This is a genomic window from Aporhodopirellula aestuarii (genome assembly GCF_023701485.1).
Taxonomy (GTDB): domain Bacteria; phylum Planctomycetota; class Planctomycetia; order Pirellulales; family Pirellulaceae; genus Rhodopirellula; species Rhodopirellula aestuarii.
In genome coordinates this window covers 1-21,887 of the sequence record NZ_JAMQBK010000067.1, presented here as the reverse complement: position 1 = coordinate 21,887, position 21,887 = coordinate 1, and the positions used below count along the sequence as shown (strand labels likewise).

The 21,887-nt window shown below is 54.7% G+C and carries 14 protein-coding genes and 1 pseudogene; 10 read left to right on the top strand and 5 right to left on the bottom strand.

Features of this window, described 5'->3' with window-relative positions; genetic code table 11:
• From NB063_RS24795 to NB063_RS24775, 5 genes are all read left to right on the top strand, one after another.
• Positions 1-510 (top strand): hypothetical protein (locus NB063_RS24795; protein WP_250931725.1); only part of this gene is annotated, 510 nt, incomplete at its 5' end.
• A gap of 175 nt (positions 511-685) precedes the next feature.
• A complete protein-coding gene (locus NB063_RS24790; RefSeq protein WP_250931724.1) occupies positions 686-1,885 on the top strand; it encodes a LegC family aminotransferase in 1,200 nt (399 codons plus the stop codon).
• The gene (locus NB063_RS24785; RefSeq protein ID WP_250931723.1) at positions 1,882-2,544 is read left to right on the top strand and encodes an acetyltransferase; all 663 of its coding nucleotides are present in this window, start codon (positions 1,882-1,884) and stop codon (positions 2,542-2,544) included. Before NB063_RS24790 ends, NB063_RS24785 begins: the two co-directional genes overlap by 4 nt.
• A gap of 60 nt (positions 2,545-2,604) precedes the next feature.
• On the top strand, positions 2,605-3,813 hold the full coding sequence (locus NB063_RS24780) for a UDP-N-acetylglucosamine 4,6-dehydratase (protein ID WP_250931722.1): 1,209 nt from the start codon (positions 2,605-2,607) through the stop codon (positions 3,811-3,813).
• 3 nt (positions 3,814-3,816) lie between these two features.
• Positions 3,817-4,512, top strand: a complete 696-nt coding sequence (locus NB063_RS24775; protein WP_250931721.1) for a sugar transferase — start codon at positions 3,817-3,819, stop codon at positions 4,510-4,512.
• 276 nt (positions 4,513-4,788) lie between these two features.
• Here NB063_RS24775 and NB063_RS24770 read toward each other — a convergent pair.
• Positions 4,789-5,457, bottom strand: a pseudogene (locus tag NB063_RS24770) (integrase core domain-containing protein); the annotation flags it as partial.
• 267 nt (positions 5,458-5,724) lie between these two features.
• Between NB063_RS24770 and NB063_RS24765 the strand changes: the two are divergent.
• Positions 5,725-8,229, top strand: a complete 2,505-nt coding sequence (locus NB063_RS24765; protein ID WP_250931720.1) for a polysaccharide biosynthesis tyrosine autokinase — start codon at positions 5,725-5,727, stop codon at positions 8,227-8,229.
• Between the two features lie 1,027 nt (positions 8,230-9,256).
• Here the strand turns inward: NB063_RS24765 and NB063_RS24760 are convergent.
• The 3 genes from NB063_RS24760 to NB063_RS24750 all read right to left on the bottom strand — a co-directional run bounded on the left by NB063_RS24760 (position 9,257) and on the right by NB063_RS24750 (position 12,780).
• Positions 9,257-10,366 carry an SPFH domain-containing protein gene (locus tag NB063_RS24760; protein WP_250931719.1) on the bottom strand — a complete coding sequence of 370 codons (1,110 nt, stop codon included), beginning with the start codon at positions 10,364-10,366 and terminating at the stop codon, positions 9,257-9,259.
• A 511-nt stretch (positions 10,367-10,877) separates the two neighbouring features.
• Entirely contained in the window at positions 10,878-11,864 is a 987-nt protein-coding gene (locus NB063_RS24755) for an FHA domain-containing protein (RefSeq protein ID WP_250931718.1), read from the bottom strand.
• Between the two features lie 79 nt (positions 11,865-11,943).
• Positions 11,944-12,780, bottom strand: coding sequence for a phosphoadenylyl-sulfate reductase (locus NB063_RS24750; RefSeq protein ID WP_250931717.1), 837 nt, complete (start codon positions 12,778-12,780; stop codon positions 11,944-11,946).
• Between the two features lie 226 nt (positions 12,781-13,006).
• Here NB063_RS24750 and NB063_RS24745 point away from each other — a divergent pair, with 226 nt between their 5' ends.
• The 4 genes from NB063_RS24745 (at position 13,007) to NB063_RS24730 (ending at position 20,556) form a co-directional block, all read left to right on the top strand.
• The gene (locus tag NB063_RS24745) at positions 13,007-14,254 is read left to right on the top strand and encodes a HEAT repeat domain-containing protein (protein WP_250931716.1); all 1,248 of its coding nucleotides are present in this window, start codon (positions 13,007-13,009) and stop codon (positions 14,252-14,254) included.
• Between the two features lie 696 nt (positions 14,255-14,950).
• Positions 14,951-15,769, top strand: coding sequence for a GntR family transcriptional regulator (locus tag NB063_RS24740; protein ID WP_250931715.1), 819 nt, complete (start codon positions 14,951-14,953; stop codon positions 15,767-15,769).
• Between the two features lie 535 nt (positions 15,770-16,304).
• Positions 16,305-18,467 carry an adenylate/guanylate cyclase domain-containing protein gene (locus NB063_RS24735; protein ID WP_250931714.1) on the top strand — a complete coding sequence of 721 codons (2,163 nt, stop codon included), beginning with the start codon at positions 16,305-16,307 and terminating at the stop codon, positions 18,465-18,467.
• Between the two features lie 478 nt (positions 18,468-18,945).
• On the top strand, positions 18,946-20,556 hold the full coding sequence (locus NB063_RS24730) for a methyltransferase regulatory domain-containing protein (RefSeq protein ID WP_250931713.1): 1,611 nt from the start codon (positions 18,946-18,948) through the stop codon (positions 20,554-20,556).
• A 24-nt stretch (positions 20,557-20,580) separates the two neighbouring features.
• On the opposite strand, the gene NB063_RS24725 is transcribed toward NB063_RS24730, so the two are convergent.
• A complete protein-coding gene (locus tag NB063_RS24725; protein WP_250931712.1) occupies positions 20,581-21,309 on the bottom strand; it encodes a response regulator transcription factor in 729 nt (242 codons plus the stop codon).
• Positions 21,310-21,887: the final 578 nt, after the last annotated feature.

Sequence of the window (21,887 nt, the reverse complement as noted above, 5' to 3'; positions counted from 1 at the left end):
CGACGAAAATTGGAAAATTGCGAAGGGCAGATATTGCCCTCCGGGAGGCCATCTTTCAACAGTTATTGGGATGCTTCCCTAGTTCGGCAAGAATGGAATGGACTGGCTGAAAAGCGAGAGCCTTCAGCTCATGCGGCGGATGTGCGCGCAAGGTTGAATGATGCCGAAAGTGCGGCGTATGGGTGGACGGAAGTGAACTTGTTGTCCTTTAAGGCAATTTCTCACGTGTTCTTTGAAGGTAATCGCTGGAATGTCGGAAGCCATGAACGCGAGTCAAAGCTAATCCGGTATTTTGTTGTTCTGCAATGCCTATGGACAAGAAGTAGAATCGCGGCGGATAGTCCGGGAATGGTGGTTGCACTCGAACGCCGGTTCCCGGGCCCGATCGCACGCGCAATCACCAATGCAAAAGTTCGTGATCACTCGATCGCATGCATTCGTGTGTCGATTGGCCACGACGTTGTGGTGAGTCACTATAGTGTCCGTCTTACCGAGAGCACGCGTACGTGATTCGGTTGCTCTGGGTGATCGGTAGCAAAGAGTTTGTTGCGGCAGGCGATAGCATCGGCGATGATAGTCAGGTACACGCACTGACTTATCTGGGGCGGGTATTTCCGCGGACCTGATTGTTTTTGTGCGTGTGGCTGGCCTCATTCCTCGCCTCGACTTTTAAACTTTACCTGAAATGACATCGATAGAACAGCTAAGTAGCGAGACAATTGCTGCGATTGAAAATGCGATTGGACCCCAGGAAGAATTTGTTCTGTTGCACAGACCGTATCTACCGCCGAACGCCTGGCAGTACATGAAGGAGTGCCTGGACACGGGTTGGGTATCCTCTGCGGGTTCCTTTGTCGCGCGATTCGAGGAGGAACTGGCGAAAGCCACCGGGTGCGCACGAGCTGTCGCAACTGTCAATGGAACTGCGGCGTTGGAGGTCTGCTTTCGTATTACGGGCGTAAGCGTGGGTGATGAAGTCATTTGTCCATCGCTGTCATTTGTCGCCACTGCCAATGCAATTTCGCATTGTCAGGCGGTCCCGCATTTCGTTGACGTGTCGGAATCCTGTTTGTCGATCTGCCCTGAGGCTTTAAGCTCGAGGCTGTCCAAGGTCGCGAAGTCTGGAGCAGATGGCACAATCAATCGGGAAACGGGACGACGCATCGCTGCGGTTTGTTTGATGCATTGTTTTGGTCATCCGGGCGAACTGGATGACATCGTGGAGATTTGTGAGAAGTATGACATTCCGTTCATTGAGGATGCAGCTGAGTCACTGGGGTCTTATTACAAGGGTAAGCACACGGGTCGGTTCGGTAAAGTATCGGCAGTTAGTTTCAACGGCAACAAGATCATTACGACGGGCGGCGGCGGCGCTGTCTTGACTGACGATCATGAATTGGCAGATCGGGCAAAGCATCTGACAACGACGGCGAAGGTCCCGCACAAATGGGAGTTTCGCCACGACAATATTGCCTGGAATTTTCGCATGCCCAACCTCAATGCTGCGTTGGGCGTTGCACAGCTGGAAGTGTTGCCCGAGTTGTTGAATGCGAAGCGAGAGCTTGCTCGTCTTTATCTAGCGCAGTTTTCCCAGGTGGATGGCGTGAAGATGCTAGCTGAACCGGCCGACTGTCGCAGTAACCATTGGCTCAACAGTTTATTGCTTGATGTAGAAAATGAATCAGCACGTGACTCTCTTTTAGGAAGCTTGAATGAATCTGGCTATCAGTGTCGTCCAGTATGGCTGCCGATGCACCAGCTAGAGATTTATGAAGACTGCCCGCGCGGTTCGATGGAACAAACAGAGTCGATTAGCCGTCGCGCACTAAATATCCCCAGTTCAGCGGACTTAGCTCCGAACTGGTCCGCGAGCCTGTCGCAATGAGTCGACCGATCATCGTCGTCGGTTTCGGTGGACACGGTCGTGTTGTCACCGCCGCTTTGCAGGCGGCGGGAAGAAAGATAATTGGCGCCACGGATCTTCGACCTGAAAACCACGCTGCCAACTCGTTTGGTGTTAGAATCCTATCTGATGAGGCTCTGCTAGATGAGTTTGCTCCACGCGATGTTCTGCTCGTGTCGGGACTCGGTTCCATCTTGCCTGTGAACGAATTGTGCCCGCGGCATAGGCTCGTGCGCCGTTTTCAGGAACATGGCTATGAATTTACTGGTTTTCAACACCCTGCTTCGTGGGTTGCTCCAGGCGCAACCATCGCCACGACCGCACAGATTCACGCCGGCGCAATCGTTCAACCGGGCACGGTCGTAGGAGATTTCACAATTTTGAATACTAGGTCTTCCGTAGATCATGATTGTGTGGTGGAAGAGTATTGCCATATTGCCCCAGGTGTGACAGTATCGGGAAATGTGGTGATTTGCCGGGGAACTCATCTCGGGACTGGCGCAAACCTGATTCAGGGTTTGAGATTGGGTGCAGGATGCTTTGTCGCTGCTGGAGCTACCGTCGTTGGTGATGTGGAAAGTGGCGCTTTTGTACGCGGCGTTCCTGCACGAACGTTTGTGCCGAAACCGCAAGTAGTCTGATGATTCACTTTGAGAATCGCACGTCCAGTCTGGAGTGAAAAGAGAAAGAATAGGTCATTGATGCAAACCGAGTCACTGTTGAAGTTGATTGGACGAGCGGCGCCACTTTTCGTGGAAGATATTCAGAAGCATGGAGATTCTCTGGCGGAGAAGATATCGCAGAGTCGATTTCTGGTCGTTGGCGGGGCAGGATCGATCGGCGGGGCGGTGGTACGCGAGTTATTCGCAAAGAATCCGCGTGCACTGCATGTGATCGATACGTCTGAGAACAATCTGGCCGAACTCGTTCGCGATCTTCGGTCGACGATTGGCTACACAGACGGTGATTTTCATGCGTATTGCTTCGATGTATTGGGACCGGAATTCGACGCCTTTGCCCACAATGCTATCAAACAAAGCCGGCCTTATGATTACGTGCTAAATTTCTCGGCGCTCAAGCATGTACGTAGCGAGAAGGATCCCTTTACGCTGATGCGGCTGATCGATGTCAACATATTTTTGACGAAAAAATTGTTAGAGTTCTCGCGTTGCGCAGGAGCCAAAAAGTTTTTCTGTGTTTCGACGGACAAGGCTGCCAATCCAGTCAACATGATGGGGGCATCGAAACGCATTATGGAAATGTTCTTGCTGGGTGGTAAATCGAATACGGCAGTGTCAACTGCTCGGTTTGCAAATGTGGCTTTTTCGGATGGCTCGCTTCCACATGCCTGGACGCAGCGAATTCAGAAGCGTCAGCCGATCGCCGCTCCAAATGACATTCGACGCTATTTTGTCACTGGTCAGGAAGGTGCGCAGCTGTGTCTCTTTTCGATCTTGCAGGGGAATGATCGGGAAATCTATTTTCCAAAATTAAGCGCCAAACTTCATCTGATCACGTTCTCCGCGATGGCAGAACGCTACTTGCAAGATATCGGTTACGAGCCGATGTTGTGCAAATCGGAGGATGAGGCACGCGATCGAGTCGGCGAACTGATCGCGAAAAAAAAATGGCCTTGCTTTTTCTTCAAGACAGATACAACGGGCGAGAAAGATTTTGAAGAATTCTACACGGATGGTGAGCAGGTCGATTGGGATCGCTACGAAGAGCTTGGGGTCGTTCAAAACGAAGCCTTCGCGAACCAAGATCAGTTATCGGAGTTCGAGGGCAGAATTGAATCGATGAAGCGATCCCGCGAGTGGACCAAAACAGACCTTTTGACCGCCTTCTCGAAGCTACTGCCGACGTTCGCTCACAAAGAGACAGGCAAAACTTTGGATAACCGGATGTAGTTAATGATCAAGCGAGTAATGGATGTATTTGTTTCGGGGGGCGTGTTGCTGGTGCTTGCTGCGCCGTTGGCGGTGGTGATTGTCATTCTGAAGCTGACGGGAGAGCATAAGGCGTTCTACTTTCAGGACCGCATCGGACTGGACGGCAAGATCATCAAGGTCACTAAATTTGCCACGATGCTCCAAAACAGTCCGAACCTTGGCACTCAAGACATCACATTGCGAAACGACCCTCGCGTCTTGCCCGTGGGAAAGTTCTTGCGTAAGACGAAGCTAAACGAGGTGCCGCAGTTTTGGGATGTGTTGGTCGGCAAGCTTTCTTTGGTCGGTTGGCGTCCCTTAATGCCCCAGGGATTTGCGGATTACAGCAACGAAATTCAGCGGGAGATTGTCGAAGTGAAGCCGGGGCTAACAGGGCTCGGCTCGCTGTTCTTTCGCGACGAGGAATCCATCATCGCCCAGGCGGAAATTGAAGGTCGCGATCTGCGGAGCTGCTATCGAAATGATATCATGCCTTATAAAGGGGCGCTTGAGCTATGGTATGTCGATCATCATGGTTTGATCGTTGACATCAAGATTCTGCTAGCGACCGCCATTGCGGTCGCCTTTCCTCGCTGGATCGGATTTCATTCCTGGTTTAAGGGTTTGCCAACTCCTGATTCAGAGATCGTTCGGAACCAGCTTGGAATGTCGCGTTGATCGGCTCACAAGTTTCTGCCTCGTCTCCCGTTTTGTCCTCCGTGCTTGGGCGGGTTAAGCCGCTCTACGAAGCTAAGCTCGACTTTTTCCGTTTCGTGCAGCTTGCGTGAGCCCGAAGTTTAGTTTTCGGATGGGGGCCGATAGTTTCCGAACACCCTCTCTGCCTGGCGTCTGCTCGAAAATCCATTGACACCACAACTGGTGACGAACACTGATAATCATGTCACTGAACGTGATGATGTCTTTTGGGGTTGCCTCAATTTTCTGTACCAAGCGTTATAAAATGTTGGGTTGGGAAACAAGTAACGGTTCAAGTGAGTCGCTGTGCTGATTCCGTGGAGTGAGCGCAGCGAACGAAGCGGAATCAGCACAGCGACTCGCAAACTCCGACGGGTCCAGGTACCCAAGCGAACTGTGTGCCCGATGGTCATTGAAGTCTTCACGCCATGCTCGTGCCTTGAGCGTCGCGTCGCTTTCACTTAGCAAATCGGTTTGATTCAAATACTCGTTGCTAAGCTTGCCGTTAAAACTCTCGCACAGGCCGTTCTGCCACGGTGAACCAGGTTCGATATACAGAGTTTTGACGCCAAGCTTACTCAACCAGTCTTTGATCGCCAGCGAATTGAACTGCGGGCCGTTGTCGCAACGAATTCGCTTGGGTACGCCGTGCATCGAGAACAGTTCCGCCAACGTGTCAATCGCGTCTTCACTCGTGATGCTGCGACCTGACTTGATGCTCAGGCAAAGTCGCGTGTGTTCATCGACAATGTTCAAAAAACGAATTTTGCGTCCGTTGACGGTCGATGTCTGCACGAAGTCCCATGTCCATACATCGTGGATGAGCCGAGCCGGGGCGGCGTGGCAGGCATTCTTTTTCTCGCCAGTTGCTCGTGCTTTACGGCGTTTTTGTGGCACTTTCAATCCTGCGGCCTTCCAAAGGCAGTATGGGACGGACTGTCCGCCTCACCCCTTTTTAGCTTCCTGCACTTCGGGCTTGTCTTTCATTCGTCTCCGCGAGCGAAAAGGCGAACTCCCCACCCCCTTCTTAGCAAGACGATTGCGCGGTTTTTGCGGGCAGGCAGGGGCAATTTCGGATTTCGTCCGTCGCTTTTCCTAGCCCAAACGTCTCCTGATTCGTACACTTATGCGTTCCCCGGCCGAAGTCGCACGGCTTCCGGTCTGTTTTTCTTCATTTTCTAAAATGATCGACGCATGAGCATTTCGTCCGAATTCCAGTCCGACCACCCAGGCACCTACCAATCACCCGCCGGCAACGCGTCTGGAATGAGTGCGGGGGGGCCATCGGTTGATTCGGCGGACCTGCTCGCGTCGGTTTGGCGATACCGCTGGGCTGTTCTGATTCCGGCGGTCCTAGGTGCGATGGTTGGTTTTATCGTTTTTCTTAAAACACCAGAAACATTCGCGTCAGCCACGCTGCTAATGTTTGAATCTGACAGACCAGTCGTTTTCGACAATCTTACGGGGGATGTCGTAGGAGGAGTACCGCCAATCGACATCCTGAGATCCCAACTGTTTAGCGACACGGTGATTCAGGATGCATTTCAAAATGAGAACTTCGAGATTTTTCGTGAGCAGTTTGACGAAAACGAAAGTGTGTTTGCAGAAGTGTCGTCAGAATCGCTCAGCTTTGAAACAGACATCCAGGACACTCAATCCGCATCCTCGTTGGTGGCGGCACTTTCGTTCGAGAGCACCAATCCAGAACTTTGCCTGGGGGCGGTGAGGTCCTACAGCGCAGCGATTCAGCAATTTTTTGCCAAAAAACACAAGAGTTCGCGAACTGAGTTGTTGCGATTGATCACGGTTGCTACGGATCAGTTGCAGCCAAAAATGTCAGAACTCGAACAGCGATATCGAGACTTCCGTACCGCCGCACCATTGGTTTGGAATGAAAGGGGGGAGGCGGTCAATCCCCATCGTGAGCGGCAGTTGTATTTAACCGAACGACGCAGCGAACTGTTTGAGCAATCTCGTCAAAAATCGATCGAACTCGCCGCAATCCAGAGTATCGCGAAAGAGGGCAAGGATGCGCTGGTGAGCTTGTCGATTATCGGACAATTGGTTGGCAAGACGTTTGACATTCCGGAAGTCATGCAAACTCGAGAAGACATGCGGGAGGGAGACACCCGACTCAAACAACTCGAGCTTGACGAACAACTCGTTCCTTTGATTATCGAACGCAATAAATATGCCGCCGAATTCGGCGAACAACATCCGACGGTCAAGCAACTCGACGTTGAATTAAAGATGATGAAGAGTGAGCTCAAACGCCTGGTCACGGAACAAGCCGAGCGAGTCTTCGAATTGATGGAAAAAAACAAGGTTGAGGGCGTTGATCCCGCAACGCGGGCGAAAGAAGCCGTGGAGGTAATCCTGTTTGCCTCGAAAGCTGAGGTCGAATTATTGAACCAGCAAATCGCAGAACTTGATCAACAAATCGCGTCAGAAAAATCGGAGGCGGTGAAACTCGCGCGATACGAACAGGAAAACAATGCGATGCTCCGCGAGATCGATCGCAACCGTGAGCTGATTGACCAACTCGAAGAACAAATGGCTCGGGTCGAATTGACCGAAGAAGAGGGCGGTGTGCGAGTGGTTGAATTGACTGCGCCGTCGCGTGCCGAGCTAGTCGGCCCGAGTATTCTGAAAATGTTAGGAATCGGAACATTTCTTGGCCTTGCAATGGGATGTGGTTTAGCACTCCTGCTTGAGAAGAATGCGAACACGTTCCGGGATCCAGATGAGATTACCGAAGCGATTGGTGTACCTATTTTGACCCACATCCCGTTCTTCAAAGGACGTGTGCGGAAATCGAAACCGGACCACCCGAACCCGTTTGAGAAGCTGGATCCGTACCTAGCGGTGGTCCATCAACCGGCGTCGGTTCCCGCTGAGGCGATTCGATCGTGCCGGACGTCCATCTTCTTTGATCTGTCGAACGTGCCCGGCGGCAAAATCATCCAAGTCACCAGTCCGCTACCAGGTGACGGCAAAAGTACCGTCGCAGGGAACTTGGCATGTAGTATCGCCCAGAGCGGTAAGAAAACGCTGCTAATCGACTGCGACCTTCGTCGCCCTCAGATCACTGATAACTTCGATGCCGCTGAGCAACTAGGTTTGATCGATGTGCTCAATGGCCACTGTGAGCATATCGACGCCATTCATCAGACGCCGCTGGCAACACTTAGACTCATGCCGTCGGGTCCGATTCCGGCTAACCCCGCCGAAGCCTTAACATTGACGGAGATGGGCGAGTTGCTCGAATTACTTCGAGACGAGTTTGACTACATCATCGTTGACACGCCACCGCTATTGGTGGTGACCGATCCGAGCATTATGGCCAGCTTGGTGGATGCGGTCGTGATGACGTTGAAAATCCGCCGTAAGAGCAAACCAAATCTGAAGGAAGCGGCTGGGATTCTGAGAACCGTCGGAGCTCGTGTGGTCGGTGTCGTGGTCAACAACTCGGATGAATCGAGCAGCAGCGACGGGTACAAAGGCTATGGTTACTACCGCTACGGTCGACATACGAGTCGGTATTACCGTAAGACGAAAGAGAGTGGACCAAAGGCTGGTCAACCTCGAACACCAATCGTGGTCTCGGGGCGCGCGGTCGGCTTAAGAGCGTCTGCTGCCGCTGCCAAGCCGACATCAATCGCGACGAGCAGTTCCACCAATGGAACCGACGACGTGTAACATCAGTTTCTCCAGCGAGAGCTTTCTCTTGTTAGCGGAATGGCGCGAGCCATCCGGTGTTTTAGGTACTGGGCGTCTCCCGCGTCGGCGCGGTGTATGGTGGGGATCCGATCGGCGGAGCGATCGGGCGACTGTTTGTGTGGCTTCTTTCTAACCACGAAAAATGCGAACGACACGAAAGGTGGTGGTTGGGTTTGGTGGTTGCGTAGGGCCGATCTTTTTTGAAGCTGGGAATTGTTTTTGTTAGCGGAATGGCGCGAGCCATCCGGTGTTTTAGGTACTGGGCGTCTCATGCGTCGGCGCGGTGTATGGTGGGGATCCGATCGGCGGAGCGATCGGGCGACTGTTTGTGTGGCTTCTTTCTAACCACGAAAAGTACGAACGACACGAAAGATGAGGGCTGGATTTCGTGTGTTTGGTGGTTCGGCCGGGGGAATCGGTTTTTGACGCTCGGTCTTGTTCTTGCTAGCGGAATGGCGCGAGCCATCCGGTGTTACGGGGACTGCGCGTCTCGCGCGGCCGGGAGAATCTGCCAGCTTACAAAATCGCATTTACCCTCCGCGTTTTGGCCGAGCAGGCGGATTGTCACTCGCTGGTGCGTCGAGCCGGTATTGCGTGGGGATCCGATCGGCGGAGCGATCGGGCGACTGTTTGCGTGGACTTTTCTGACCACGAAAATTACGAACGACACGAAAGGTGGTGGCTGGGTTTGGTGTGGTTTGGGTGTTGTGTGGTTTGGGTGTTGTGTGGTTTGGGTGTTGTGTGGTTAGGCCGGGCCAATCCGTTCTTGAACGATAGGACTTGTTCTTGTTAGCGGAATGGCGCGAGCCATCCGGTTTTGCGTGGGGAATCCGATCGGCGGAGCGATCGGGCGACTGTTTGCGTGAGCTTTTCTTGCCACGAAAGGTGCGAATCACACAAAAGCGGGGATTGCGTTTCGTGGATGAGAAGATTGCTCGGGTGTCGGGGGGATCCAATCGACGGAGCGATCGGGCGACTTTGGTGAAACGCGAGAGTGTTGGGCTCTCTAAGGAGCCGGTGGTGGTGGGGGCGGGGTGGTGGCCGATAGGGCTGAGGCGAGGGTGGGGACGCTGGAGGCTGGGGACCACGCTGACATGCCGGCCATCCAAACCATGGTCTGTCCGTTGACCTCGCCGCTGGCGAATCCTGATCGCATCTGATCCGTCGTGAATGGGCCTTTGCTCTGGCCATTGACGGCCACGTACCAGGCATCTGCGGGAGGCGGGGGTGGCGGTGCGGAACCCGGTGCAGCCCCCACTCCGCCGGCGGGCATCATGCGGTTGGCCATCGCCATTCCCAGGCCAAGACCGAGGCCCTCGGCAGCTCCGCCGCCTCCACCGCTCTCCGCGGCCGCCGTCATCGCTTGCCCCATCTGGTACTGCTGGAATTTGGTCATGTCCCCAATCACACCCATGCTGGTGCGAGTGTCGAGAGCTTTTTCCACCGACTCGGGGAACGAGATATTGACGATAAATAGCTGCGGGCAATCAAGCCCGTACTCGTCGTCAATGCGTTCAACGACCTTCTCCCGAAGCGTTGCGGCGAGCTGCTCATAATTGCTCGCTAGATCCAACGCCGCGATCTGCGAGCTGCCGATCAGGTCGGCGAAGGCGCTTTGGATGATCGATCGCATTAACGTGGTAACGTCGTCGGCTCCGAACTGGCCGTCGGTACCGACGATCTCGGTGAGTAGCGCTTTCGGATCAACCGCTTTGAGTGTGTAGGTACCGAAAGCTCGAATTCGGATCGGACCAAACTCGGGGTCACGCAACATAATTGGGTTTGGCGTTCCCCATTTCAAATCAGTGAGTTGCCGCGTACTGACGAAGTAAACTTCGGCCTTGAAAGGGCTGTCGAATCCGTACTTCCATCCCTCGAGCGTCGTCATCACGGGCCGGTTCGCGGTGGTCAGCTCATAGTGCCCCGGTGGATACACGTCAGCGATCTCACCTTCGTAGACAAACACCGCCATCTGTCCGGGACGCACGATCAATTGGGCGCCGTTTTTGATTTCGTTATCGTGCCGTGGGAAACGCCATACCAGCGTGTGTTGTGAGTCGTCGATCCACTCGATGATGTCGATCAACTCGGAGCGAATCAAATCAAACAATCCCATCTGGATTCCTTTGTAGAGGTGGTTCGGGGGCGCGAGAGCAGGCTGCTCTGGAATGATAACAAATTGGCGACGATTCAGGCTCACCGGAGCCGCGTAACCGAATGCGTTCGCTGTGTTTAAGGCGAGATAACAGATGCGTTAGGGCGCGCCCGGTGCCAAACTTAGTATTCCGTTTGCGTTACTGGCTGGCGCGTTGGGCTGGTAGGTGGTTTTTGTAGTGGGAGTTGGTGGTGTGGGTGTTTTAACCACGAAAAGCGCGAATGACACGAAAGAGGGAGGCGGGGTTTGGTTGGGCAGTGCGTTTGATGGTTTGTTGACGTGGGAGGTAGGGATGCGATCGACGGAGCGATCGGGCGACTCTTTGTGCGATTTTTTTGACCACGAAAAGTACGAATGACACGAAAGGGGGTGTGTTTCGTAGTTGGCGTGGACAGGTGCTGTTTCATTCCTGGGGATAGGGCGGGTGAACTGTTCTGCCGCCCCATTTCGCTTTCAACACGGTGAGGCGATGCTAGATCTTTCTCGCGGCTGGCGGGCGGAAGTAGAACCTTTGCTCGCCGAGTTGGAATTCGGTGATCTGATCCAGCTTCACATCGTGCAGTCGCAGCCAGACACCGTTGCGTGAACTCAGGTCTTCGATCAACCATCCCCGCGGTGTGTGGTGTAGCTGCAAATGATTGGGACACACGTAAGGATCGCTAATCGATAACGCGGAAGTCGCGGGGTCGGAACCGATCACGATGTGCGTACTCTCCAGCGTGAAGGTCTGCTCGGGGCCTTTCGGATCTCGATAGACCAATTTCGGCAGCGACACTTTCACGTCCGCGACCAACTGCGTCGCTCGCGCGTCGTTGGGGTTGGGGGGCACCTGTGTACCGGTCGCATCCTCAAAGCGACCGTCTGGCGTGGGCATCCGGAAGGCAAAACGATGACCGCCGATGAGAAACTCCTGGGTATTCCGCAAGTAGGCCTGCTGAACCCGGAAAAATGAACCGTTGCGGCTGTCCAAGTCGACGAAATGCCACTGATAGCCACCGCGATGACGTCGACACTCAAGCTGTGCATGCTTTGACGACATCAGCACTTCGTGCGGAAAGGTCACGTCACCCTGTTCGCGTCCGATTACCACAACTCCGCCGCGCAGCCGATATACCTCCGACTCTTTGATCGAACCATCATCGAGAGCTGAGAGAAATGCCATTGGAGGACGCAGGACGGGACGATACAGCGGCGTGCGTTTGGGTGTTGCTTTCGATCTCGATGAGGCCCGAGTTTTCGATCCGCCCGGCTGCGACGAACCTTGCTTTCCGAATCTGTCGTCGGCATCGGACTCATCGCTATCGCCACCCCGAAGGCGAGACGGGTCGACGACCATGGTTTGCCGGATCGCATCGATTTCTTGATCGAGCGTTTCGCCGGTCATCGTTTGGTGAGACAACGCGTCGTCACTCACCCGCTCGTCAGCGGCGCCGAGCAAGCGTTTGAGTTTCTCGAACATGTGCAGCAACTTCAGCGAATAGAAATGAACGTTCCGCTGTTATTCTGCCACGCCTGCGGGTGGGATGCTACATCTCGCCCTAATTGTGGAGCCCACATTCGGTTTTTTGGAAACCGCTCCATCGCCCGGCGCGTTCGTCTTCACCCGCCAACACCGATCGCGTGCAAGGCTGGCAGCCGATGCTGGGGTAGCCCCGGTCGTGCAGCGGGTTGTAGGGAATTGATTCTTTCATGATCAGTGACCAGACCTGCTGTTTGGTCCAATTGGCCAACGGACTGACTTTGACAAGCTGGAATTTCTTGTCCCAACCGACGATCGGAGCTTTCGCGCGGTCTTCGCTTTGGTCCCGTCGGATCGCACTCGCCCAAGCGTGCCAGCCGCGTGCGGCTTCGTGCAAAACCCGCAGTTTTCGCTCAAAACAGCAGCGATTCGGGTCAGTCAAATAGACCGGGCCACCGTTCTCTCGCTCGAACTCCTCGACCGACGATTTGGGATATTTGTACTCGACGGTGATGCCATATCGCTCACGAACCTGTTCACGAAGTTGCAGCGTTTCGTCGAACTGATAACCGGTTTCCAGGTTGAAAATAGGCGTTTCCGGGGCGATTTCGGCCAGCATGTGGATAATCGTCATGCCTTCGGGGCCGAATGCCGTCGCCATCGTGAATTTGGGAGCGTACCGATCAACGGCCCACTTCAAGATCGCTTGAGGCGTCTCGTTCTCCAACGCATCGCTTTCCCGCTGCAGTTCAGCGAGAAATTCGGGCGTCGGCTCCAACGGCGGGTCGGCCGCACGGGCACCCCCGACCAGCGGAATGCCATCATCATCGAGCCCCATCGCTTTTCGCGCGGCCAGGGCGGCGCCAGCGGATTCCTCGACCGAGAGCGATTTTGACGGTTCAGAATCTGCGGACACGATAGCGATGCTCGGCGACTGGGAAAGCGTTTGTGGGAGTCGGATTGGGACGATTTTCAGGGTTCAGTCCAAGACAGGATACAATCATGACCTGTTTGGTCAAGTATCTCAATCGACCACTCGTTGGGCGTCGCTTGAGCGGATTCGATTGGTCAGGCCGCGAAAATCCGATTCTGTCGGTTAAGATAGAGGGAGACCGCCATCCACGTCGATCGGGATTTTGATGATGTTTGACCGCTCCCGCGTTTCCAGCCGCCTTGGGCCACCACGTGTCCTCCTCATGATTGTGGTGTCGCTGGTCTCCACATCGAGCGGCATCGCTGGCAAAGTCGAACTGTCCGGGGGAGGTCAATTGACCGGCGACGTACGTCGGACGGAAAAGCCGGACGGATCGACCGCCCATGTCGTCGTCCGGGTCGATCAAGATTTATCGATCGCGGTCGCCGGAGCCCACGTGAGGCGAGCGGTCGAAGCCGACGAGCTGAAGGAGTATCGCGAACGGGCAGCTGCGGCAGGCCAAGACGCCGAAGCACAATTCGAACTCGCCCGTTGGTGCAAATCGAAAACGTTGCTGCCGCAGTACCGCTATCACCTCACAAGAACGATCGAGATCGAACCGGATCACTCGCTCGCTCGAGCGGCGTTGGGATTTGTCAGAAACAAGTCCGAAACCGGTTGGATCAGTTACGAAGTCCTACGGCGCAGTCAAGGACTGATTGAAGACATGAAAGGTCGGTGGGTATTACCCGAGGTATTGGCGGCGAGTCAATTTGCTGACGAGAGTGACAAGAAATCCAAGTTGTGGATCAAGCAGTTCCGACGCATGAACGCCAACGCCATCCGTGGCGATGCGGAAGCGATGGCAGAAATTGAAGCGATTGACGATCCGTATGCAACCGACGCGATCGCCGCCGAATTGATTCGCTCCCGAAAAGCCAAAACCAACTTACGAACACTTCGCCTCGGCTATGTTCGCTTGCTCGGTCGTCTGCGAACGTTTGGCGCGGTGAAGGCTCTTGTTGAAGCCGGATTGAACGAACCCGATGAACTCATCCGCCAAGAAGCTTTGCGTCAATTGACCGAGTATGGTGCGTCGTCAGCGGTAGCGACGTACGTTCCGTTGTTGCAATCGCAATCGCCCGAACAAGTCAAAGCGGCGGCGCGAGCCCTCGCTTACTTCCCCAATCCAGAACTCGCATTCGCGTATACCAACGCGTTAATCACCGAGCATAAGATCAAAACGCAAATCGGCAGCGGTGGCACGCAGGCGGGGTTTGGCAATAACGGAGGTGCGGGGCTCACTCAAGGAGCAAAGATTGTCGAGCAAACCATCCCGGTGCGTCATCCCGAAGTCCTGCAACTCGTCAAGATGATCGCTCCGAAGGTGGATTACGGCTACAACGAAACGGAGTGGAGGAACTACTTCGCGGCTCTGCGAAACCCACACCGATCTGATCTTCGCCGCGATCCATAATCCGCGGTGCTGATGGTGTTGCCTTTTGATTGAATCGATCGAAATAGGGACACACATAATTACCTATGCGTGTCGGCTCGTTAAATCAACAGCCGGCGAACCGTTCGGTGCCGTGCTGGAGAAGAGTGTGTCATATCGGGCGGCTTGCGCCGCTCCGCTAAGAGAACTGGTTGGACAGTTCGAATCGGGTCACACAGCTATTTAAGAACCTGGCATCGTTTCGCCAACCTCCGGTCAGGACGCACCGTCAGCGGCTTGATTGCCCTCAGCCCACTTTCGATTGGTCGATTCACTTGCCCCGCTGGTTCGCTTACGCCCGGGCGGATGAGCGGCGGTGCAGTTTGGTTGCAACTTCGAAGTCAAAACGGATTGTCTAACGACACGACTGTCCGTTAGCAGGTTTGGCGGTCGGAAGCTGTTGGCAAGCAATATATTCTATAGACAAGGTTGTCTATTAAGTATTGGGACGTATTAAGAAAACGGTCATGAACGTGAGTTTCAATAATGACATCGTCTGAGTTGAGATGACGTGCAAACACGTCCATAGACTTGCGCCCATTGACTAGCGAAATGAAATTCTGATGCGTTTCGTGTCACCCGCCATCTGCGCGAATGTGATTGCGTTGCTACAATGGTTACCATTCACAATTCGAACAGAGCATCGCTCGCTTCCCGATCCAACATCAGGGCATTCCATTGAGCCAAGAGATTCATTCCGTTCGCGCATATCAGTACTTACGCAACCGGCTGATCTCGGGAGATTTTGAGCCTGGTACGCGACTACTCTATGGACCTATCGGCAAAGAAATCGGTGTCAGCGCAACGCCGGTGCGAGAAGCAGCCGGTCGGCTCGCCAACGAAGGACTCGTTGACCTGATTCCTCAAATCGGCGCGGTCGTTCGCACGATCGGACGTGAAGAACTGATCGAGATCTACGGTGTTCGCGAAATCATCGAACCGGGTGCGTCAGCGATGGCCGCCCGCAAAGCGAGTGAAGAACAGATCGCAGCAATTGGTGAAGAACTCGCCAAGATGAAAGCAGCGACGGAAGAGCAAGAACGCGGTGGTACGGAAACAACCACCCGCGAAATCAAACGCAACTTCGATCGTGCTGACTACGGATTCCACATTCGGGTTTTCGAAGCGACTGGAAACAAAGCGATCGTCCAGACGGCGACACAGTCGCAAGTGCTAACGCGTGTGTTTGGTATCCGAAAACACATTCACGATGCGGAGTCGATGAAACTCACCTGTGGGCATCACCAAGCGATCTATGACGGGATCGCCAATCGCCAGCCCGAGGCGGCCTTTGCAGCTGCCGTTGAACACATCCAATATGGTTTGGAGCATTGTTTGATCGTGATGGATCAAGCCGAAGCGGCGAAGGCAGCCGAAGAAGCTGCCCAGAACGAGGACGGCAACAGTAGTGGCCAGAAAAACGAATCGGCTACCGACACGCCTTCGAACGTTTCCTCCGAAGCTACCCCCGATACCACCGAAAACGAATCGGCGTAAGTCAGCTTGTTGATTTAATTCGACAGTGGCACTTTCGGGCAGATGTATTGGAGTTTTGGCCGCTCACGTCGTGGTGCCTCTCGGAGGCTTCCGATGCGGGTAACGTCCGCAATTTTGGTCTCGGGAGCAGTAGCTTCTTGAAAATGGTGCTGTCCCATTTGGATCGACCGAAAAGTTTTGTCCGACTGGGTAGTTGGGCTCGACCGAATTCCTCGTCCCGGACGGATGCGGCACAATCCATCGCGGTCGTCTCATCTTTGACCGTGCGGCTGCCCTCAGGCTTCACGTGTGGATTGAAGTCTCGAACGTTTCCGACGCGATTCCTTACCGAAGCTAATTAACCCTGGTATTATCGCTTGCAGACAAGACAGCGACCTATCCGTTGCCGGATAATGGTTGCGTAGAAAAGATTCGCGTCCCAGGATTTCTGCCGGACACGAATACATGCGTTCGATCGCTCGCGTGCGGACATTTCCGGTGCGAACGAAAACTTTAGCGAGATGGAAGCCAGCCTGAATTCCGGGCGTCTAATCCTATGCCTGACTTGATAGCGCAAGGAGCGAGTCGATGGCGACGCGGGTTGCCTGAAATTGCTGCCGGCCGCGACGTGCTGCTGGGGCGGCAGCCTCAAAGTTCACCGCCGCCGGCGTCTCTGTCGTCATCGGCGAGCAACCGCTCAGCCTATGCGGACGTGGGTGGCGGTGCGGTTGCGGCGATGGGCCAACCGCAAAAACGACACATCGTCGCCATCCCGTGGGCGGTGCCTTGGGATCCAACGATTTCAAGACACCATGCCGTGCTGACCATGCTCAGCGGCGATCGGTTGCGGGTGACTCGTGATCCGCGAGCACGCAATCCGATCTTTTACCGAGGCAAACCGCGGGATCAATTTGTGGTCGTTCCCGGTGAACATTTTGTTATCGGAGAAACCACCTTCACGCTCGCACGTCGTCCTGGATTTACATCGGAATCCGACCCGTCGCCGCAGGCCGCAATGACTCCGAGTCCATCCATTCGACGCGGACTCGTTCCCGAGGATCGCCACGAATTAGACGATGACGCCAACCTCACACCCGATTACATCGCGTCGTCAAAGAATTACGAAGTCACCGAGATGGCGTTTGCCGAATCGGCGTTACGGCAACGTAATTTCCATGACACGCAAGCGAGGATCGAGTTGCTCGCTCGCTTGCCCGACCTGGTCGCCGGCAGCATTAGCGACGAGGAATTGTTTGCTCGCGTAACAGACGTCTTGTTGCGTGCGACTCCGGCGTCGTCGGCCGTCGCAATCGTTCGCGCCGATCTCAAGGATGGCCTGATTCCAAATCCCGATTCTCAGGAATCGCTTCCAGAAATGGAGATACTGCACTACGACGTGCGCGACAATAATTCGACCTCGCACGACGTCAGTACGAAATTGGTCGCCGCAACGCTGCACCGACGTGACAGCGTGTTGCATCTTTGGGAAACCGCACACACGCATAACCACTCGCAACCCTCGGCGGCCGACTACACCGCGACCGAAAACATCGATTGGGCGTTTTGCGTGCCACTGCGCAGCGAAGCGTGTCGCGGATGGGTGCTCTATGTCACGGGAAGTCGTGCAGCGATGCTCACCAGCGACGCGTCGATTAACGATTCACGCACATTGGTCGATCGACTCAGCGACGACGTCAAGTTCGCGGAAGTCGTCGGTTCACTCGTCTCGGGGATGCGGCAGGCAAACCAGTTTCAGCAGCGACATGCTGCGATGCGTCGTTTTTTTGCACCGGTTGTTCTCGACGCGATCGCGGGTACAGACTCAGAAAATTGGCTGCAACCGCGGGAGTGTGAACTGTCGGTGATGTTTTGTGACTTGCGTGGTTTTTCGCGTACGTCCGAAATGCACAGCGACGATCTGCTCGTCTTGCTCGAACAAGTTAGCGCGGCGCTTGGTGTGATGACCAAACACATCCTCGACACCGAAGGCGTGATCGGCGACTTCCACGGCGACGCCGCGATGGGGTTTTGGGGTTGGCCGTTGCCGCTGCCACACGGGACTGACCCGATGGTCGCCGCCAGTGCCGCGGCCGCTCGGGCCGCCGCCGACATTCGCCGCGACTACGCCACAGGTGCCACTGATTTTCGCTGCGGCATCGGGATTGCATCTGGCAAAGCTGTCGCCGGTCGCATCGGGACGGTCGACCAAGTCAAAGTTACCGCGTTCGGTCCGGTCGTGAACCTAGCGAGCCGATTGGAGGGACTTACGAAAGTGTTTGGCGTCGAAATCCTCGTCGACGATGTGACCGCCAGGCATCTCGTTGTACCGGATCATCCCGAACCGCAATCTGCCGAGACAGCTGACTCGTCGCCAGGCACGATTGCCGCCAAAACCTCCGGTGCAACCGCTGTCACCACGCGAGACGGATTCCACCTCAGAACGCTGGGACGGGTGCGGCCGGCAGGGACCAAGAATCCGATTGAGATCTTTCAGCTCATCGTGCCGATGGAGAACCATCCGCAACTCACCGAAGCTCAATTGAGACTTTCTGAACAAGCGTTCGCCGCGTTCGGCGAAGGACGCTGGGACGACGCCTATCAGCAGCTCCATGAATTGCCTGCTTGGGATCGACCCAAAGACGTGTTGCTGCAGCGAATTTTGCAATACCACCGCGTCGCTCCTGCCGATTGGGATGGCGTACTCGAGTTTCCGAAATAGCGATGACCTCGCTGTCTTCTGATTACCCATTTCCTTGACCACGCCAAGGGGCGCCAATTTAATTAGGGCGGGATTTCAAAGGTAGCCGAACGACGCACGCCGGCCGATAACGCGGGACCGGAAGACTCACAGGCTGTTGTTTTAATGAGCCAACGGCGTTAGTTGCGGGCGTATCGGTGAGGACACAGTCATTGGAGGCCCGCAGCTAACGCTGTCGGCTCACTAGAGCATTTTAACAAATCATGTATGTCCGGTTCCCACCGGACGAACTCGAATCGGCTGGTAGCAACCAGCCCTACATCCCACGTCATTCTTCAAAATGCTTTAAGCTTTGCGAAACAACTAAAACAATAGCCGGCTTACGCCTTTCGGCTGGAAATTGCACTAAAACCATTCATGTCCCGAAGCGTCTCAGGATCAAAATTCGGGGCGATCAACACCCCGTCTCCGCCTCACCGAAACCTACGGATACCTCCGCATGGACGCCGCACAGCAATACGAAGATGTCCCTTATCCGGACTTCGTGCATCCGCGGACGAACCCGGATTCGATCGCAGCGATGGCGAGGCTGCACGGAGTCGAAACCGTCCCTCCCGCGCATTCCCGGATACTCGAACTCGGCTGTGGGCAGGGCGGCAATTTGATTTCGCTCGCGGTGTTGTATCCGGAATCTCGTTGCGTTGGTATCGACTTGAGTGCCGGCCACATTGCATCAGGGAGATCCACCGTAGCAAAACTTGGACTCAAAAATATCTGTCTCCATGCCGGTGATTTAACACAATTTCCCGCAGGTTTTCCTGCAGACATCGCGCAACCGGCCGACGACAACCGGTTCGACTATATCCTTGTGCATGGCGTCTATTCCTGGGTTCCAGAGCGAGTCCGCAAAGAGATTCTCAGGATCTGCCGTGGCCATCTCTCCGACTCGGGAGTCGCGTTCATCAGCTATAACACATATCCCGGCTGGCACGCCAAAGGATTGGTGCGGGAGATGTTGAGGCATCATGCGTCCGCAGATTCACAGAGCCGCCCCTCGCTTCAATCGATCGCCGAAGGAAAACAATTCTTAGCGGAAGTCGCCAACTCGGTTCCCGAAACGACCAGCTATGGGCAAATGTTGCGTGAAGAACTTCGGTCGATTTCACAGTCCCACGAAGCCTATTTGTTTCATGAACAGTTCGAGACGGTTAACGAACCTCGCTACTTCTATCAGTTCGTTGATGAGTTTTCGGAGATGGATCTGCGATACGTATGCGAATCAAGCTTAACCTTCGTGCCGTCACAATCAGACGCGATGAGACAGCGGATTTCGATGATGCCCATGCTGCAGCGAGAACAATATCTCGACTACTTGTGCAATCGAGCTTTTCGGCAATCGCTACTGCGTCGAAACGGAAAGGGTGATCAGACTGCCGACACCCCAGAATTGTCTGCGATTGAAAAATTGTGGTTTTCTTCCGATTCCAGATGCCTGAATAGTGACAACCAACCTTTTACGGTTGTCGATTTAGCGAATCCTGAAACCGAGCTACAAGTCGTCAGCAATCGTGGAACGCATGTCACGATCAAGACGCCCACGACTCAAGCGGCATTGCTGTATCTGGCATCAGTTCGCCCGGCCGCCGTGAGCTTCCCAAGTCTTTGGGATTTTGCATCCGAGCGACGGAGCTCTGGAGTCGATGAGGAATCAGCTCGATCCAACTTGGCTGGCGAATTGATTCAGCTGGCACGATTTGAAATGGTGCGTTTGCATTCGGACGAACAGCCTTTGGTCACACAGGTTTCGTCCCAGCCTCAAACCAGCGTACTGGCACGCCTGCAGGCGGAAACCGGTGATACGATCACATCACTGCGACACATGAACGTACGAGTCGATGAGGCGACTCGACAGTTGATCATGTTGTGCGATGGCGAAAACGATCGTCAGCAGATTGTGGCGGGAATGGTCCGCTTCATTACACGAGACGGCATCGCACTCAAACATCAAGGCCAAGAAATCACCGACCCGAATCAGATTGCTGAATTGGTGCGTGAGAAGATCGAGCCGAACCTAAAGAACCTCGGCGTGATGGGACTTCTCGTGCGTTAGCGACGTCAGAGTCATCGACGAAGGTCAGACGTTTTCAGCGACCGCGACTTCGGTCGGACTCGAGTCGTGTTCGCGGAATCGGTAACCGATCCCACGTACGGTTTCGATCAGATCGGCTGAGTCGTTCATTTTCTTTCGCAGGGCGCGGATGTGAACATCGATTGTTCGCTCGAGCACCAGGGTGTCTTCGCCGAGAGCCGCTTCGACGAGTTCATTGCGATCAAAGGCACGACCGGGCTGACGAATCAACGTTTCGAGAAGACGAAACTCACTCTTGGTTAACTTGAGTACTTCACCATCGATCGTGGCCACGAAGCGTCGGCGATCCACCGTGACGCCGGACTGCGTTACCGATTCTGCGTCATCGACTGCGGGCTCGCGGCGCCGCAGGAGAGCTTTGATTTTTTGCAGGAGAACCTTGTAGCTCTCGACCGGCTTGAGCACATAGTCGTCGGCGCCCATCGCGAACCCAACCACTTGATCCGATTCCTCACCGAGTGCGCTGAGCATCATGATCAGACAGGATTGCGTTGCGGGATTGGCACGCAATTGTTTGCAAACTTCGACACCGCTCAGGATAGGGAGGTCGACATCAAGCACAATCAAATCGGGCAGTTGCAGCTTGGCTTGCTTAAGAGCTTCGCGGCCGTCGGTGGCACGAAAAACTTCGTACCCGGCTCGCTTGAGTTGATATTCCAACGTCTCAACGAGCGGCAGGTAATCTTCGACGACGAGGACTTTCGTTTTGGACATGCGACGCGATTCAAGTGGGAGCAAACAGGTGTGAAATGACCTCTTACGGAACGCCAGCATTTTGGTCCATCACCTCGTTTGACGCAGCGCCCGGAGGCTCCGAAAGTGATTAAGGTTCTGTGAATATTCTAGCGGAGTGGTGCCAGTTTCGCGGAGAATGTTGGATTTTCCGAACCGGACGCGTCAGCTTTGAAGTAGTGAATTTGGTCATGGAGATCGTGTTTGATACGGTGCTTCCATAAGAAAAACAGCTAACGCAACTTGACTCTCCCCTTGGAAAAGTCTGGCTCGAAGGCCCGGAGGCTGCCCCTCCACCAAGGCATACAGTAACAAACCAGGCGGGGGGCAGGAAGCGCCATTCCAGGCCCGTTTCAGCCAGGGATTAGGCCCACGAGGCTCCCTCCCTTCACCTCTGAGACGCCTGACTTAATAGCATTGCACACTCCCCCTGGGAGGGTCGCGAGGAACGAGCGGGGAGGGTGCGTTGGACTTGGAAGTCCTCAGAGCCATTATCCGCAGCCGAAAAACCCTCCCCTCGCTGACGCTCGACCCTCCCAGGGGGCATTGGTATCTACACA